Below are 16864 nucleotides of genomic sequence, written 5' to 3'. Positions count from 1 at the left end.
GGAGGAAAATAGGAATGGAAATCGATCCCAACGCCATCATCACGGCCGGCGCTCTGATCGGCGGCGGATTGATCCTCGGCGGCGGTGCCATCGGCGCCGGCATCGGTGACGGTATCGCGGGTAACGCGCTGATCTCGGGCATCGCCCGTCAGCCCGAGGCCCAGGGCCGTCTGTTCACGCCGTTCTTCATCACCGTCGGTCTGGTCGAGGCCGCCTACTTCATCAACCTGGCCTTCATGGCGCTGTTCGTCTTCGCCACGCCGGGCCTGCAGTAACCCGACGTCATGAACGAACTATCCATCCTCGCAGCGGAAGAAGGCGGGGGGACCAGTAACTTCCTGATCCCCAACGGCACCTTCTTCGTCGTGCTGCTCATCTTCCTGATCACGCTCGCCGTGATCTGGAAATGGGTGGTGCCGCCGGTCAGCAAGGTGCTCGCCGAGCGCGAAGCCATGCTGGCCAAGACCGCGGCAGACAACCGGAAGTCGGCAGAGCAGGTCGCAGCGGCCCAGGCCGACTACGACGAGACGATGGCCGGTGCCCGTTCCGAAGCGTCGGCCATCCGTGACGAGGCCCGCACTGCCGGCAGGCAGGTCATCGACTCCAAGCGTGCCGAGGCCAACGGCGCCGTCGCCGACACCGTGCGGCAGGCGGACGAGCAACTGTCCACCCAGCGCACGGCTACGCAGACCGAGTTGCAGTCGTCGGTGGACGGACTTTCGGCCGCGCTGGCCAGCCGGATCCTGGGCGTGCCCGTGGGATCCGATGACGTGAAATCAGGTGGGAGCAGCTAGATGTCGACATTCATCGGCCAGCTGATCGGCTTCGCGGTGATCGTATTCATCATCGTGAAGTGGGTCGTGCCGCCCGTGAAGGGCCTGATGCAGAAGCAGCAGGAGGCCATCCGCGTCGCATTGGCGGAAAGCGCGGAGGCCGCCAAGAAGCTGGCCGAAGCCGACGCCATGCACGCCAAGGCCGTTGAAGAGGCCAAGGCGGAATCCGCCAAGGTCACCGAGGAGGCCAAGGCGGATTCCGAGCGCATCGAAGCTCAGCTGCAGGAGCAGGCCGTCACCGAGGCCGAGCGCATCAAGGCCCAGGGCGAGCAGCAGGTTCACCTGCTGCGCCAGCAGACCATCCGCGGTCTGCGGCACGAGCTCGGCGCGGACTCCGTGCAGAAGGCCGAGGACCTGGTGCGGCAATACGTGTCGGACCCCGCGCAGCAGTCCGCCACGGTGGACCGCTTCCTAGGTGAGCTCGAGTCGATGGCTCCCTCCACCGCGGTGCTGGAAGCCGGTGCGTCGCTGAACCTGCGCGCCGCCAGCCGCGAAGCGCTGGCCGAAGTGGTCAAGAAGTTCGACGACACCGCGGGTGGACTCGACGCCGCCGGCCTCACGGCGGTGGCCGACGACCTGACCGCGGTGGCCAAAGTGCTGCTGGATGAGCCCATCCTGGCCAAGCACCTGGCGGACCCCACCGACAACCCCGAACCCAAGGTGCGCCTGGCGCAGCGGCTGTTCGGTGACAAGATCAGCCCCGCCGCCCTGGAGCTGCTGAAAACCGCTGTCTCGCAGCGGTGGTCGGCGGAAGGCAACCTGGTGGACGCGCTGGAGCACGTCGCCCGGCTGGCGCTGCTGTCACGCGCCGACGCCGCCGGCGAGGGCGAAGCCGTGGAAGACCAGCTGTTCCGCTTCGGCCGTCTGCTGGACGCACAGCCGCGGCTGAGCAATCTGCTCAGTGACACCACGACACCCGCCGAGGGCCGGATCTCGCTGCTGCGCAAGGTTCTCGACACCTCCGGTGACGTGAACGACACCGCGGCAGCGCTACTGGCCCAGACCGTCGAACTGCTGCGCGGCGAGCGTGCCGACGCGGCGGTCGCCGATCTGGCGGAACTGGCCGTGGTCCGCCGCGGCGAGGTGGTGGCCAACGTGACCGCCGCCGGTGACCTCAGCGATCAGCAGCGCACCCGGCTGGCCGAGGTACTGGGACGGATCTACAGCCATCCGGTTGCCGTCCAGTTGAACGTCGACCCCGCTGTCCTGGGCGGGCTGCTCATCACGGTCGGCGACGAAGTGATCGACGGATCCATCTCCTCCCGGTTGGCTGCAGCGCGCAGCGGACTGCCGGACTGACGCACGCCACCCGCACCCGAGAACATCTGTAAGACACGAAGGCAGGAAGACGAAAAGCCATGGCAGAGTTGACAATCTCAGCTGCTGATATCGAAGGCGCTATCGAGGACTACGTCTCCTCCTTCAGCGCCGAGTCCGAGCGCGAAGAAGTCGGCACCGTGATCGACGCCGGTGACGGCATCGCCCACGTCGAGGGCCTGCCCTCGGTGATGACCCAGGAGCTGCTGGAGTTCGAGGGCGGTGTCCTCGGTGTGGCCCTGAACCTCGACGAGCACAGCGTCGGCGCGGTCATCCTCGGCGAGTTCGGCAAGATCGAAGAGGGCCAGCAGGTCAAGCGCACCGGCGAGGTGCTCTCGGTGCCCGTCGGTGACGCGTTCCTCGGACGCGTCGTCAACCCGCTCGGTGAGCCCATCGACGGCCAGGGCGACATCGCCACCGACACCCGTCGTGCACTCGAGCTGCAGGCGCCGTCGGTGGTGCAGCGCCAGGGCGTCGGTGAGCCGCTGCAGACCGGCATCAAGGCCATCGACAGCCAGACCCCGATCGGCCGCGGCCAGCGCCAGCTGATCATCGGCGACCGCAAGACCGGCAAGACCGCAGTCTGCGTCGACACCATCCTCAACCAGCGCGGCGCCTGGGAGACCGGTGACCCGAAGCAGCAGGTGCGCTGCGTCTACGTCGCCATCGGCCAAAAGGGCACCACCATCGCGTCGGTGAAGCGCGCCCTCGAGGAGGGGGGCGCCATGGAGTACACCACCATCGTCGCGGCCCCAGCCTCCGATCCCGCCGGCTTCAAGTGGCTGGCCCCGTACGCCGGGTCGGCCATCGGGCAGCACTGGATGTACGAGGGCAAGCACGTCCTCATCGTGTTCGACGATCTGTCGAAGCAGGCTGACGCCTACCGCGCCATCTCGCTGTTGCTGCGTCGCCCGCCGGGCCGCGAAGCCTTCCCGGGCGACGTGTTCTACCTGCACTCCCGTCTGCTGGAGCGTTGCGCCAAGCTGTCCGACGAACTGGGCGGTGGATCGATGACCGGGCTGCCGATCATCGAGACCAAGGCCAACGACATCTCGGCGTTCATCCCCACCAACGTCATCTCGATCACCGACGGCCAGTGCTTCCTGGAGTCCGACCTGTTCAACCAGGGTGTCCGGCCGGCCATCAACGTCGGTGTCTCGGTGTCGCGCGTGGGTGGTGCCGCACAGATCAAGGCCATGAAGGAAGTTGCGGGCTCACTGCGTCTGGAGCTGTCGCAGTATCGCGAGCTGGAGGCGTTCGCCGCCTTCGCCTCGGATCTGGATGCCGCCTCCAAGGCCCAGCTGGACCGTGGCGCACGCCTGGTCGAGCTGCTCAAGCAGCCGCAGTACTCGCCGCTGCCCGTCGAGGAGCAGGTGGTGTCGATCTTCCTGGGCACCAAGGGCCACCTGGATTCGGTTCCGGTCGATGACGTGGCACGTTTCGAGGCCGATCTGCTGGAGCATGTCCGAGCCAGCCACGACGGCATCCTGTCGGACATCCGCGAGTCGAAGAAGCTCTCCGAGGAGAACGAAGAGAAGCTGACCGACGTCATCAACGAGTTCAAGAAGGGCTTCTCCGCCTCTGACGGCAGCTCGGTTGTGGTCAACGAGGCCGAAGCCGAGGCGATGGACGCCGAGGATCTGGGTCAGGAGTCGGTGAAGGTCCGCAAGGCCCCCCCGAAGAAGAAGTAGTCGAGAAGCCGAGCACTGGAGAGTCTGGAATCAGATGGCTGCAACACTGCGTGAGCTACGCGGGCGCATCCGCTCCGCCGGGTCGATCAAGAAGATCACCAAGGCCCAGGAGCTGATCGCAACCTCGCGGATCGCCAAGGCGCAGGCGCGGGTCGAGGCGGCCCGCCCCTACGCCGATGAGATCACCAACATGCTCACCAACCTCGCCGGTGCCAGCGCGCTGGATCACCCGCTGTTGGTGGAACGGGACAACCCCAAGCGTGCCGCCGTGTTGGTGGTGTCGTCGGATCGCGGACTCTGCGGTGCCTACAACGCCAACGTCCTGCGGCGGGCCGAAGAGCTCTTCGCCCTGCTGCGGGACGAGGGCAAATCTCCGGTGCTCTACGTGGTCGGCCGAAAGGCGTCCGGCTACTACAGCTTCCGTGGTCGCGATGTCGTTGAGTCGTGGACCGGCTTCTCCGAACGGCCGACGTACGAGAACGCCAAGGAGATTGCCGACACCCTGGTGGACGTGTTCATGTCCGGTGCCGACGACGACGATGAGGGACCAGGCGCCGACGGCAAGGTCGGGGTCGACGAACTGCACATCGTGACAACGGAATTCAGGTCGATGCTGGCGCAGACGGCAGAGGCCCGCCGGATCGCCCCGATGGTCGTCGAGTACGTCGGCGAAGAGGAGACCGGGCCGCACACGCTGTTCTCGTTCGAGCCGAACGCCGAGGAACTGTTCGGGGCGTTGCTTCCCCGGTACGTGGCCACCCGCGTGTACGCGGCACTGCTGGAGGCTGCGGCTTCGGAGTCGGCCGCCCGGCGCCGGGCCATGAAGTCCGCGAGCGACAACGCCGACGATCTGATCAAGGCTCTGACCTTGGAAGCCAACCGCGAGCGGCAGGCTCAGATCACCCAGGAAATCAGCGAGATCGTCGGTGGCGCCAACGCGCTGGCTGACGCCAAATAAGCCCCATCGGAAGCGAAGAGAAGCGAAGAAGATATGACTGCTACCGCCGAAAAGACCACCACCGGTCGCGTCGTTCGCATCACCGGTCCCGTCGTGGACGTCGAGTTCCCCCGTGGCTCGGTGCCTGAACTGTTCAACGCCCTGCACGCCGAGATCACCTACGGCGAGCTGGCCAAGACGTTGACCCTCGAGGTCGCCCAGCACCTCGGTGACAACCTGGTGCGCACCATCTCCATGCAGCCCACCGACGGTCTGGTGCGTGGCGTGGAGGTCAAGGACACCGGCGCCTCCATCTCCGTGCCCGTGGGCGACGGCGTGAAGGGCCACGTCTTCAACGCCCTCGGTGACTGCCTCGACGATCCCGGCTACGCCAAGGACTTCGAGCACTGGTCCATCCACCGCAAGCCGCCGCCCTTCGCCGAGCTCGAGCCTCGCACCGAGATGCTCGAGACCGGCCTCAAGGTCGTCGACCTGCTGACCCCCTACGTGCGTGGTGGCAAGATCGCCCTGTTCGGCGGTGCCGGGGTGGGCAAGACGGTGCTCATCCAGGAGATGATCAACCGCATCGCCCGCAACTTCGGTGGTACCTCGGTGTTCGCCGGCGTGGGTGAGCGCACCCGTGAGGGCAACGACCTGTGGGTCGAGCTCGAGGACGCCAACGTGCTCAAGGACACCGCCCTGGTGTTCGGCCAGATGGACGAGCCGCCCGGCACGCGTATGCGCGTCGCCCTGTCCGCGCTGACCATGGCGGAGTTCTTCCGCGATGAGCAGGGCCAGGACGTGCTGCTGTTCATCGACAACATCTTCCGGTTCACCCAGGCCGGTTCCGAGGTGTCGACCCTGCTGGGTCGTATGCCCTCGGCCGTGGGTTACCAGCCGACGCTGGCCGACGAGATGGGTGAGCTGCAGGAGCGCATCACCTCGACGCGCGGCCGCTCCATCACCTCGATGCAGGCCGTGTACGTGCCCGCCGACGACTACACCGACCCGGCCCCGGCCACCACGTTCGCGCACCTCGACGCCACCACCGAGCTGTCTCGTACGGTGTTCTCGAAGGGCATCTTCCCCGCGGTGGATCCGCTGGCATCGTCTTCGACGATCCTGCACCCCAGCGTCGTCGGCGACGATCATTACCGGGTTGCGCAGGAAGTCATCCGAATCCTGCAGCGCTACAAGGATCTTCAGGACATCATCGCCATTCTCGGTATCGACGAGCTGTCGGAAGAGGACAAGGTTCTGGTGTACCGCGCTCGTAAGATCGAGCGCTTCCTGAGCCAGAACATGATGGCGGCCGAACAGTTCACCGGGCAGCCGGGCTCCACCGTGCCGCTGAAGGAGACCATCGAGGCCTTCGACAAGCTGGCCAAGGGTGAGTTCGACCACCTGCCCGAGCAGGCGTTCTTCCTCATCGGTGGCCTCGACGACCTGGCCAAGAAGGCCGAGAGCCTCGGCGCCAAGCTGTGACTTCCGAACTGACGATCGTCCGAAAGGTGGTGTGTCATGGCTGAACTGGACGTCGACATCGTTGCCGTCGAACGCAACGTCTGGTCGGGTAAGGCAACGTTCCTCTTCACCCGCACCACCGCGGGCGAGATCGGCATCCTGCCCAGGCACATTCCGCTCGTCGCGCAGTTGGTCGACGACGCAATGGTCCGGGTGGAACGCGAAGGTGAAGACGATCTGCGCATCGCGGTGGACGGCGGATTCCTGTCGGTCACCGAAGAGGGCGTGATCATCCTGGCCGAGTCGGCGGAGTTCGAGTCCGAGATCGATGCGGACGCCGCCAAGACGGATTCGCAGTCGGATGACCCGGAGGTAGCGGCCAGGGGACGGGCGCGCCTGCGCGCCGTCGGCCAACTCGATTAGGGGCGGCCGGTGAGCATGTCCATGGTATTCATGGTCGTGCTCGTGGCTGTGCTCCTCGCGTTCGTCGCAGCGCTGACCTACCGACTGTGGAAACTGCGGCAGGGCGGCACTGCGGCGATTCTGCGTGACGTCCCCGCTGTCGGAGGGCACGGCTGGCGCCACGGCGTCATCCGCTACCGCGGTGGGGAGGCCGTGTTCTATCAGTTGTCGAGCCTGCGCTGGTGGCCCGACCGGCGGCTCAGCCGCCGGGGCGTGGAGATCGTCTCCCGGCGGGCCCCGCGCGGCGACGAATTCGACATCATGACCGAGGAGATCGTCGTCCTCGAACTCCGTGATTCCTCACCCGATCGGCGGCGCGGATACGAACTGGCGCTCGATCAGGGCGCCCTGACGGCGTTCCTGTCCTGGCTGGAATCCCGTCCCAACCCGCGCGCCCGCCGCCGAATCGTCTAACTGTCCTTGCGGGCGCCGCCCGGCTGCCACAACACGTCGCCGTCGGGATTGGCTACCCGCGACAGGATGAACAGCAGGTCGGAGAGCCGGTTGAGGTACTTCGCCGGCAGCGCACTCATGTCATCGGGATGTTCGCTCATGGCCATCCAGGCCGACCGCTCTGCGCGACGCGCGACCGTGCGCGCCACGTGCAACAGTGCTGACAGTGGTGTTCCGCCCGGCAGGATGAACGAGTTGAGGGCCGGCAGTGGTTCGTTGAACTCGTCGCACCACCGCTCCAATCGATCGATGTAGTCCTGGGTGATCCGCAGCGGGGGATACTTCGGCTCGGCCACCACCGGTGTGGACAGGTCGGCGCCCGCATCGAAGAGATCGTTCTGGATCTGCAGGAGCACCGCCGCAATGCGGGCATCCGGTGCGCCGAGGGCCAGGGCGACGCCGATGGCACCGTTGGTTTCGTCACAGTCGGCGTACGCGATCAGACGCGCATCCGATTTGGACACCCGCGAGAAGTCGCTCAGACCTGTGGTGCCGTCGTCGCCGGTGCGGGTGTAGATGCGGGTCAGATGGACAGCCATGGCAAAAACCGTACGTCAGTCAGCGCATCGAGTCTGCCAACAGGGGTTGGGCTGCATACACTGACCGGCGTGAGTGAGCGTTTCGTTGTGACCGGTGGAAATCGGTTGGCCGGCGAAGTTGCTGTTGGGGGAGCCAAGAACAGCGTGCTCAAACTGATGGCGGCAAGTCTGCTGGCTGAAGGCACCACCACCATCACCAACTGCCCGGACATCCTGGATGTCCCGTTGATGGCCGAGGTGCTGCGTGGGCTCGGCGCCACCGTCGAACTCGACGGCGACACGGTGCGGATCACCTCGCCGGATGAGCCGAAGTACGACGCGGACTTCGCCGCGGTGCGGCAGTTCCGTGCGTCGGTGTGCGTGTTGGGTCCGCTGGTGGGGCGGTGCAAGAAGGCCAAGGTGGCGCTTCCCGGGGGTGACGCCATCGGGTCGAGGCCGCTGGACATGCATCAAGCCGGCCTGCGGCAGTTGGGGGCGACCTGCAACATCGAGCACGGCTGTGTCGTCGCGCATGCGGAGACGCTGCGCGGCGCCGAGATCCAGCTGGAGTTCCCGTCCGTGGGGGCCACTGAGAACATCCTGATGGCGGCGGTGGTCGCCGAAGGGGTGACCACCATCCACAACGCCGCGCGCGAACCCGACGTGGTGGACCTGTGCGTGATGCTCAACCAGATGGGGGCCCAGATCACTGGCGCCGGGTCGTCGACGATGACCATCACGGGTGTGCCGAAGCTCTATCCCACCGAGCATCGGGTGATCGGTGACCGCATCGTGGCAGCGACCTGGGGGATAGCGGCGGCGATGACCCGCGGCGATATCTCGGTCACCGGAGTGGACCCGGCCCACCTGCAGCTGGTGCTGCACAAGTTGCACGACGTCGGAGCCACTGTCACGCAGAGTGACGACGGCTTCCGGGTGGTGCAGTACGAGCGGCCGAAGGCGGTGAACGTGGCGACGCTGCCGTTCCCGGGGTTTCCGACCGACCTGCAGCCGATGGCAATCGGGCTCGCGTCGATCGCCGAGGGCACCTCGATGATCACCGAGAACGTGTTCGAAGCCCGGTTCCGGTTCGTTGAAGAGATGATCCGGCTGGGGGCCGACGCCCGTACCGACGGCCATCACGCCGTCGTGCGGGGGATCCCGCAACTCTCGAGTGCGCCCGTGTGGTCGTCGGACATCCGTGCCGGCGCCGGTCTGGTGTTGGCCGGCCTGGTTGCCGACGGCGACACCGAGGTGCACGACGTGTTCCACATCGATCGCGGCTACCCGCTGTTCGTGGAGAACCTGGTCAGTCTGGGCGCTGAGATCGAGCGGGTAAGCTGACCGTAGCGGCACCGGGAGACACCGAAACGCCTCTGACCAGCGGATTTGACTTCGCGAGGGAGCAAGTCCTAATCTTTTGAAGTCGCCGCGGAGACGCGAGACAGAGAAGCTTGACTCGCTCGACCAGATAGTTTAAGCTGGTAGGGTTGCCCTGAAACGGGACAAGCGGATCATAGCAAGTCTGTTGTTTGAGAACTCAATAGTGTGTTTGGTGGTTTTTGTTTGTTGACCATGCCTGTGGGGGGACTCCCCGTCTTCCTGCTTGTGGGTGTGGTTGTTTTTTTGGATGCCAGTTTTGGTGTCTGTTGTTTGTGATCGGATTTTTCTGATTCGAATTCTGCCTGGCTTTGGCTGGGGGTTTTTGTTTGGAGAGTTTGATCCTGGCTCAGGACGAACGCTGGCGGCGTGCTTAACACATGCAAGTCGAACGGAAAGGCCCTTCGGGGTGCTCGAGTGGCGAACGGGTGAGTAACACGTGGGTGATCTGCCCTGCACTTTGGGATAAGCCTGGGAAACTGGGTCTAATACCGAATAGGACCACGGCATTCATGTGCTGTGGTGGAAAGCTTTTGCGGTGTGGGATGGGCCCGCGGCCTATCAGCTTGTTGGTGGGGTAATGGCCTACCAAGGCGACGACGGGTAGCCGGCCTGAGAGGGTGACCGGCCACACTGGGACTGAGATACGGCCCAGACTCCTACGGGAGGCAGCAGTGGGGAATATTGCACAATGGGCGCAAGCCTGATGCAGCGACGCCGCGTGAGGGATGACGGCCTTCGGGTTGTAAACCTCTTTCAGTACCGACGAAGCGCGAGTGACGGTAGGTACAGAAGAAGGACCGGCCAACTACGTGCCAGCAGCCGCGGTAATACGTAGGGTCCGAGCGTTGTCCGGAATTACTGGGCGTAAAGAGCTCGTAGGTGGTTTGTCGCGTTGTTCGTGAAAACTCACAGCTTAACTGTGGGCGTGCGGGCGATACGGGCAGACTGGAGTACTGCAGGGGAGACTGGAATTCCTGGTGTAGCGGTGGAATGCGCAGATATCAGGAGGAACACCGGTGGCGAAGGCGGGTCTCTGGGCAGTAACTGACGCTGAGGAGCGAAAGCGTGGGGAGCGAACAGGATTAGATACCCTGGTAGTCCACGCCGTAAACGGTGGGTACTAGGTGTGGGTTTCCTTCCTTGGGATCCGTGCCGTAGCTAACGCATTAAGTACCCCGCCTGGGGAGTACGGCCGCAAGGCTAAAACTCAAAGGAATTGACGGGGGCCCGCACAAGCGGCGGAGCATGTGGATTAATTCGATGCAACGCGAAGAACCTTACCTGGGTTTGACATGCACAGGACGTGCCTAGAGATAGGTATTCCTTGTGGCCTGTGTGCAGGTGGTGCATGGCTGTCGTCAGCTCGTGTCGTGAGATGTTGGGTTAAGTCCCGCAACGAGCGCAACCCTTGTCTCATGTTGCCAGCACGTTATGGTGGGGACTCGTGAGAGACTGCCGGGGTCAACTCGGAGGAAGGTGGGGATGACGTCAAGTCATCATGCCCCTTATGTCCAGGGCTTCACACATGCTACAATGGCCGGTACAAAGGGCTGCGATGCCGTAAGGTGGAGCGAATCCTTTCAAAGCCGGTCTCAGTTCGGATCGGGGTCTGCAACTCGACCCCGTGAAGTCGGAGTCGCTAGTAATCGCAGATCAGCAACGCTGCGGTGAATACGTTCCCGGGCCTTGTACACACCGCCCGTCACGTCATGAAAGTCGGTAACACCCGAAGCCGGTGGCCTAACCCCTTGTGGGAGGGAGCCGTCGAAGGTGGGATCGGCGATTGGGACGAAGTCGTAACAAGGTAGCCGTACCGGAAGGTGCGGCTGGATCACCTCCTTTCTAAGGAGCACCACGAAACCCTGGCCGGTCCACATTGTGTGGGGTGCCGCGACCGTGGGTGAATCTGTGGATGGCCGTCGCCTGTAGTGGGTGATGGTCTGGTGCATAACGTTGTAGAGCAAACTCAAAAACCGTGTCCTGGTTGGTCTTTCGAGGCTGGGTGGGATGTTCGGGGTCATCAAGCACACTGTTGGGCTTTGAGGCAGCAGCCTTGCGGCGCCACTGTCATTGCGATGGTGTTGCGCCGGCCCGCATCGCGATGGGTGTCTGGTCCTGTTTGGGGTCAGGTGGTTGTCGGTGGTGGTGGGTGTTGTTGTCGCTCCATCTTGGTGGTGGGGTGTGGTGTTTGATTTGTGGATAGTGGTTGCGAGCATCTAGCGCGCAAGAGTGTTCTCGCTCTTTTCGGAGGGTGAGGGCTTTTTTGTGTGCATCTGATGTGCAATTTTTGCTCATTTTTGGTTTTTGTAAGTGTTTAAGGGCGCATGGTGGATGCCTTGGCACTGGGAGCCGATGAAGGACGTGGGAGGCTGCGATATGCCTCGGGGAGGTGTCAACCGACCGGTGATCCGAGGATGTCCGAATGGGGAAACCCGGCACGAGTGATGTCGTGTCACCCAACGCTGAATGTATAGGCGTTGGGGGGGAACGCGGGGAAGTGAAACATCTCAGTACCCGTAGGAAGAGAAAACAATTGTGATTCCGTGAGTAGTGGCGAGCGAAAGCGGAGGATGGCTAAACCGTGCGCATGTGATACCCGGCGGGGGTTGTGTGTGCGGTGTTGTGGGGTCAACGTTCTCTGATCCGCCGATCAGGGCAACAGTGAAAACAATGTGTTAGGCGAAGTGGCTTGGGATGGCCTGCCGTAGACGGTGAGAGCCCGGTAGTTGAAAACATGTTGTCTGTTGTCGTTGTGTCCCCGAGTAGCAGCGGGCCCGTGGAATCTGCTGTGAATCTGCCGGGACCACCCGGTAAGCCTGAATACTTCTCAGTGACCGATAGCGGATTAGTACCGTGAGGGAATGGTGAAAAGTACCCGGGAGGAGTGAAATAGTACCTGAAACCGTGCGCTTACAATCCGTCAGAGCCCTCCTTCGTGGTGGGGTGATGGCGTGCCTTTTGAAGAATGAGCCTGCGAGTCAGGGGCATGTCGCGAGGTTAACCCGGGTGGGGTAGCCGTAGCGAAAGCGAGTCTGAATAGGGCGTATCCCCGTGAGGGGTGTAGTGGCATGTTCTGGACCCGAAGCGGAGTGATCTACCCATGGCCAGGGTGAAGCGCGGGTAAGACCGTGTGGAGGCCCGAACCCACTTAGGTTGAAGACTGAGGGGATGAGTTGTGGGTAGGGGTGAAAGGCCAATCAAACTCCGTGATAGCTGGTTCTCCCCGAAATGCATTTAGGTGCAGCGTTGCGTGTTTCTTGCCGGAGGTAGAGCTACTGGATGGCCGATGGGCCTCACAAGGTTACTGACGTCAGCCAAACCCGAATGCCGGTAAGTGTAAGCGTGGCAGTGAGACGGCGGGGGATAAGCTCCGTGCGTCGAGAGGGAAACAGCCCAGATCGCCGGCTAAGGCCCCTAAGCGTGTGCTAAGTGGAAAAGGATGTGCAGTCGCGAAGACAACCAGGAGGTTGGCTTAGAAGCAGCCACCCTTGAAAGAGTGCGTAATAGCTCACTGGTCAAGTGATTGTGCGCCGATAATGTAGCGGGGCTCAAGCACACCGCCGAAGCCGCGGCAATACGTAAGTATTGGGTAGGGGAGCGTCCTGCATCCGGTGAAGCAGCCGAGTGATCGTGTTGTGGAGGGTGTGGGAGTGAGAATGCAGGCATGAGTAGCGATAAGGCAAGTGAGAACCTTGCCCGCCGAAAGACCAAGGGTTCCTGGGCCAGGCCAGTCCGCCCAGGGTGAGTCGGGACCTAAGGCGAGGCCGACAGGCGTAGTCGATGGACAACGGGTTGATATTCCCGTACCCGTGTGAGCGCGTCCCTGATGAATCAGTGGTACTAACCGCCCAAAAGGCGCTGGATCTAATCCTTCGGGAGAGGACCGGTGCTGGCTGCGCGGGACCTTCGCTGGTAGTAGTCAAGCGATGGGGTGACGCAGGAAGGTAGCCGTACCAGTCAGTGGTAATACTGGGGCAAGCCTGTAGGGAGTCAGATAGGTAAATCCGTCTGGCATATATCCTGAGAGGTGATGCATAACCGTATGAGGTGAATTCGGTGATCCTATGCTGCCGAGAAAAGCCTCTAGCGAGCTCTCACACGGCCCGTACCCCAAACCAACACAGGTGGTCAGGTAGAGAATACCAAGGCGTACGAGTGAACTATGGTTAAGGAACTCGGCAAAATACCCCCGTAACTTCGGGAGAAGGGGGGCCCACATGTCGTGAACACCCTTGCGGTGGGAGCGGGAGTGGGTCGCAGAAACCAGTGAGAAGCGACTGTTTACTAAAAACACAGGTCCGTGCGAAGTCGCAAGACGATGTATACGGACTGACGCCTGCCCGGTGCTGGAAGGTTAAGAGGACCCGTTAATCGTAAGGTGAAGCGGAGAATTTAAGCCCCAGTAAACGGCGGTGGTAACTATAACCATCCTAAGGTAGCGAAATTCCTTGTCGGGTAAGTTCCGACCTGCACGAATGGCGTAACGACTTCTCAACTGTCTCAACCATAGACTCGGCGAAATTGCACTACGAGTAAAGATGCTCGTTACGCGCGGCAGGACGAAAAGACCCCGGGACCTTCACTACAACTTGGTATTGGCGTTCGATACGGTTTGTGTAGGATAGGTGGGAGACTGTGAAGCGGTCACGCCAGTGATTGTGGAGTCATTGTTGAAATACCACTCTGATCGTATTGGACTTCTAACTTCGAACCGTATATCCGGTTCAGGGACAGTGCCTGGTGGGTAGTTTAACTGGGGCGGTTGCCTCCCAAAATGTAACGGAGGCGCCCAAAGGTTCCCTCAACCTGGACGGCAATCAGGTGTTGAGTGCAAGTGCACAAGGGAGCTTGACTGTGAGACTGACACGTCGAGCAGGGACGAAAGTCGGGACTAGTGATCCGGCACCCCGAGTGGAAGGGTGTCGCTCAACGGATAAAAGGTACCCCGGGGATAACAGGCTGATCTTCCCCAAGAGTCCATATCGACGGGATGGTTTGGCACCTCGATGTCGGCTCGTCGCATCCTGGGGCTGGAGCAGGTCCCAAGGGTTGGGCTGTTCGCCCATTAAAGCGGCACGCGAGCTGGGTTTAGAACGTCGTGAGACAGTTCGGTCTCTATCCGCCGCGCGCGTCAGAAACTTGAGGAAATCTGTCCCTAGTACGAGAGGACCGGGACGGACGAACCTCTGGTATACCAGTTGTTCCACCAGGAGCACGGCTGGATAGCCACGTTCGGACAGGATAACCGCTGAAAGCATCTAAGCGGGAAACCCCTTCCAAGACCAGGTTTCTCACCCTCTAGGAGGGATAAGGCCCCCCGCAGACCACGGGATCGATAGGCCAGACCTGTACACACAGCAATGTGTTAGGGAACTGGCACTAACCGGCCGAAAACTTACAACAACCCTTGCTCGCAACCACACACCACATCTGCACATCGCACTCCACCACCAAAAACACCTGTTCTTGGACACCGACCGAACCCCGCCAACCCGGGTGTGCGGTCGACAAGAAAATAGAGTTACGGCGGTCATAGCGACAGGGAAACGCCCGGTCCCATCCCGAACCCGGAAGCTAAGCCTGTCAGCGCCGATGATACTGCCCTACCGGGCGGAAAAGTAGGACACCGCCGAACACACATTGACCTCTGGCCCCCAATTTTGATTGGGGGCCAGAGGCATTTCTGCGTCTTTTTCAGTCGAACAGCATCAAATTCGAATTGCTCTTTTCCAATTCGAGAAGTGTGCGTTTCCGCTCCAATCCGCCCCCGAATCCGGTGAGGCTGCCATTGGCGCCGATGACCCGGTGGCACGGCACGATGACGGCAATGGGATTGTGGCCATTGGCCAGTCCGACGGCGCGGAATGCCGTCGGACTGCCGATCTGCATAGCGATCTCGCCATACGTTCGGGTTTCGCCATACGGAATGGAACGCAGTGCCTCCCACACCCGGCGCTGAAAAGGCGTGCCCTCGAATTCCAAGCGGAGATCGAAGGTAAACAATTCGCCGGCGAAGTACGCCTGCAGCTGCTCCACCGCATCGGGGAAGGCTCGGTCGTCCGAGGCCCAGTCGGCCCGGTCCGGCTCATAGGTCTGGTCCACCATGCGCAGATTGGTCAGCACCGGTCCGCGGCCGGCGAGGGTAAGCATGCCGATGGGGCTGTCGATCATGCGGTAGCGGGTCATGCTGCTTCCTCCGGTTCGGTGTGACCCTTCGGGGGCCAATGGTTCACATCATGGTCGAGCGAGGTCCACAGGTACTGCGTGGCATAGGACCGCCACGGTCGCCAGGTAGCGCTGTGTTCGGTGAGTGCGCGCACCTCGTCGGGGGCGCCCAACCGGGCGGCCGCAGCTCGGATACCGAGATCGGAGGCGGGGAACGCGTCCGGATCCCCGAACCCCCGCATCGCGATGATCTCGGTGGTCCACGGCCCGATCCCTGGCAGGCCCAGGAGTTGTTCGCGCGCCCGCTGCCAATCGCAGCCGGGGTCCAGCACGATGTCGCGGTCGGCCAGGGCCGTGATCAGTGCGAGCAGGGTGCGTCGGCGCGCTCCGGGCACCGCGACGGTCGAGATGTCGAGTCCGGCAAGTTCATCCGGGGTGGGGAAGGCGTGGGTGAGCCCGCCCGCCGGATCGGAGACCGCCCGCCCATGGGCGGCAACCAGGCGGGCTGCATGGGTACGCGCGGCCTTGGTGGACACCTGCTGGCCGAGGACCGTTCGGATGGCCAGTTCGGACTCGTCTACCGTGCGGGGGATCCGTTGTCCGGGTGCCGCGGCGATCAACGGGGCCAGAGCGGGATCGTTGCCGAGCGCCTCGTCGATGGCGGCCGGGTCCGCGTCGAGGTCGATGACCCGCCGACACCGTGCGATCGCTGCGGACAGGTCGCGGAAGTCGTCGACCAGCAGCGTGCAGCGCACGTGGTCTTCGGCCGGCGTCAGCGCCGCGATACCGGTGCCGTGCGGCAGCCGCAACACCCTCCGGTAGGCGCCGCCGCGCACCTCTTCACAGCCCGGCACCGCAGTGGCCGCAAGGTGGCCGAACACCCCTTGATACGAGAACGGCGTGCGGACAGCGAAGCGCAGCGTGAGGCTGCCCGAAGCGGGCCCGGCCGCGTCCCCCGCGGTGCCTGCGCGCTGACGCAGTTCGGTCGGGGTGGCCGAAAAGACCGCGCGCACGGTGTCGTTGAACTGACGCACGCTGGCGAAACCCGCCGCGAAGGCGACGTCGCTGAACGGCAGATCGGTGGTCTCGATCAGGACCCGGGCGGTCTGCCCGCGCTGGGCCCGGGCCAGGGCCAACGGTCCGGCGCCGGCGTCGGCGTTGAGCAGACGTTCCAACTGGCGCACGGTGTAGCCCACCTTGGCCGCGAGCCCGGACACCCCCTCGCGATCCACCGTCCCGTCGGCGATCAATCGCATGGCCCTGGCCACCACGTCGCCCCGGGTGTTCCATTCCGGTGACCCCGGTGACGCGTCCGGGCGGCATCGTTTGCACGCCCGGAACCCGGCCTGCTGCGCCGCGGCGGCGGTGGCGTAGAACTGCACATTGCGGGCGAAGGGCGGACGTACCGGGCAGCTGGGCCTGCAGTAGATCTTGGTGGTGCGCACTGCGGTGACGAACCAGCCGTCGAATCGCTCGTCCTTCGACTGGACCGCGCGGTAGCACCGGTCGAAGTCGAGGTGCGGTGCCGATTGCATGACTCCACGATTACACCTGCTCACCGACAAGGCTGGCGGAAATGCGACATCACGACCACGGCTCGGGGTACTGGCAAAAACCAGTGGAACTCGCACCGCCGGTGGT

12 protein-coding genes and 3 rRNA genes are annotated in these 16864 nt (G+C 63.2%); 12 read left to right on the top strand and 3 right to left on the bottom strand.

Annotated elements, in window-relative coordinates; translation table 11 throughout:
• Window positions 1–14 precede the first annotated feature (14 nt).
• Genes G6N58_RS00665 through G6N58_RS00630 form a run of 8 tightly spaced genes read left to right on the top strand, consistent with a single transcriptional unit; the run spans window position 15 to window position 7118 of the window.
• Window positions 15–275 carry a F0F1 ATP synthase subunit C gene (locus G6N58_RS00665; protein ID WP_068918160.1) on the top strand — a complete coding sequence of 87 codons (261 nt, stop codon included), beginning with the start codon at window positions 15–17 and terminating at the stop codon, window positions 273–275.
• Between the two features lie 9 nt (window positions 276–284).
• On the top strand, window positions 285–794 hold the full coding sequence (locus G6N58_RS00660) for a F0F1 ATP synthase subunit B (RefSeq protein WP_068918159.1): 510 nt from the start codon (window positions 285–287) through the stop codon (window positions 792–794).
• Complete coding sequence (locus G6N58_RS00655) at window positions 795–2132, top strand: F0F1 ATP synthase subunit B/delta (RefSeq protein WP_115280152.1); 1338 nt, start codon at window positions 795–797, stop codon at window positions 2130–2132. It begins immediately after the preceding gene.
• A gap of 59 nt (window positions 2133–2191) precedes the next feature.
• A complete protein-coding gene (gene atpA, locus G6N58_RS00650) occupies window positions 2192–3841 on the top strand; it encodes a F0F1 ATP synthase subunit alpha (protein WP_115280153.1) in 1650 nt (549 codons plus the stop codon).
• Between the two features lie 34 nt (window positions 3842–3875).
• Window positions 3876–4799, top strand: a complete 924-nt coding sequence (locus G6N58_RS00645) for a F0F1 ATP synthase subunit gamma (RefSeq protein ID WP_115280154.1) — start codon at window positions 3876–3878, stop codon at window positions 4797–4799.
• 33 nt (window positions 4800–4832) lie between these two features.
• Window positions 4833–6263 (top strand): F0F1 ATP synthase subunit beta, encoded by a 1431-nt coding sequence (gene atpD, locus G6N58_RS00640; protein WP_115280155.1) that lies wholly within the window; start codon window positions 4833–4835, stop codon window positions 6261–6263.
• A gap of 36 nt (window positions 6264–6299) precedes the next feature.
• Window positions 6300–6665: a F0F1 ATP synthase subunit epsilon gene (locus G6N58_RS00635; protein ID WP_068918154.1), complete on the top strand. Its 366-nt coding sequence runs from the start codon at window positions 6300–6302 to the stop codon at window positions 6663–6665.
• Window positions 6666–6686: 21 nt separating this feature from the next.
• The gene (locus G6N58_RS00630; protein WP_115281918.1) at window positions 6687–7118 is read left to right on the top strand and encodes a DUF2550 domain-containing protein; all 432 of its coding nucleotides are present in this window, start codon (window positions 6687–6689) and stop codon (window positions 7116–7118) included.
• Here the strand turns inward: G6N58_RS00630 and G6N58_RS00625 are convergent.
• Window positions 7115–7696 (bottom strand): cob(I)yrinic acid a,c-diamide adenosyltransferase, encoded by a 582-nt coding sequence (locus G6N58_RS00625; protein WP_115280156.1) that lies wholly within the window; start codon window positions 7694–7696, stop codon window positions 7115–7117. The two genes, G6N58_RS00630 and G6N58_RS00625, sit on opposite strands and share 4 nt — an antisense overlap.
• A 69-nt stretch (window positions 7697–7765) precedes the next feature.
• On the opposite strand from G6N58_RS00625, the gene murA reads away from it, so the two are divergent.
• The 4 genes from murA (at window position 7766) to rrf (ending at window position 14693) form a co-directional block, all read left to right on the top strand.
• Window positions 7766–9019 carry a UDP-N-acetylglucosamine 1-carboxyvinyltransferase gene (murA, locus tag G6N58_RS00620; RefSeq protein ID WP_163907800.1) on the top strand — a complete coding sequence of 418 codons (1254 nt, stop codon included), beginning with the start codon at window positions 7766–7768 and terminating at the stop codon, window positions 9017–9019.
• Between the two features lie 362 nt (window positions 9020–9381).
• A 16S ribosomal RNA gene (locus G6N58_RS00615) occupies window positions 9382–10900 on the top strand.
• 462 nt (window positions 10901–11362) lie between these two features.
• A 23S ribosomal RNA gene (locus G6N58_RS00610) occupies window positions 11363–14461 on the top strand.
• 119 nt (window positions 14462–14580) lie between these two features.
• A 5S ribosomal RNA gene (gene rrf / locus G6N58_RS00605) occupies window positions 14581–14693 on the top strand.
• The 16S, 23S and 5S rRNA genes sit together here, the layout of an rRNA operon.
• Window positions 14694–14752: 59 nt before the next feature.
• On the opposite strand, the gene G6N58_RS00600 is transcribed toward rrf, so the two are convergent.
• Window positions 14753–15244 carry a methylated-DNA--[protein]-cysteine S-methyltransferase gene (locus G6N58_RS00600; RefSeq protein WP_115280157.1) on the bottom strand — a complete coding sequence of 164 codons (492 nt, stop codon included), beginning with the start codon at window positions 15242–15244 and terminating at the stop codon, window positions 14753–14755.
• Complete coding sequence (locus tag G6N58_RS00595) at window positions 15241–16758, bottom strand: DNA-3-methyladenine glycosylase 2 (protein ID WP_115280158.1); 1518 nt, start codon at window positions 16756–16758, stop codon at window positions 15241–15243. The genes G6N58_RS00600 and G6N58_RS00595 overlap by 4 nt, the downstream gene beginning before the upstream one ends.
• Between the last annotated feature and the right edge of the window lie 106 nt (window positions 16759–16864).

Source organism: Mycolicibacterium tokaiense, assembly GCF_010725885.1.
GTDB classification, from domain to species: Bacteria; Actinomycetota; Actinomycetes; order Mycobacteriales; family Mycobacteriaceae; genus Mycobacterium; species Mycobacterium tokaiense.
Note: the sequence above shows the minus strand (reverse complement) of the source record. Positions and strands in the feature narration are given on the sequence as shown.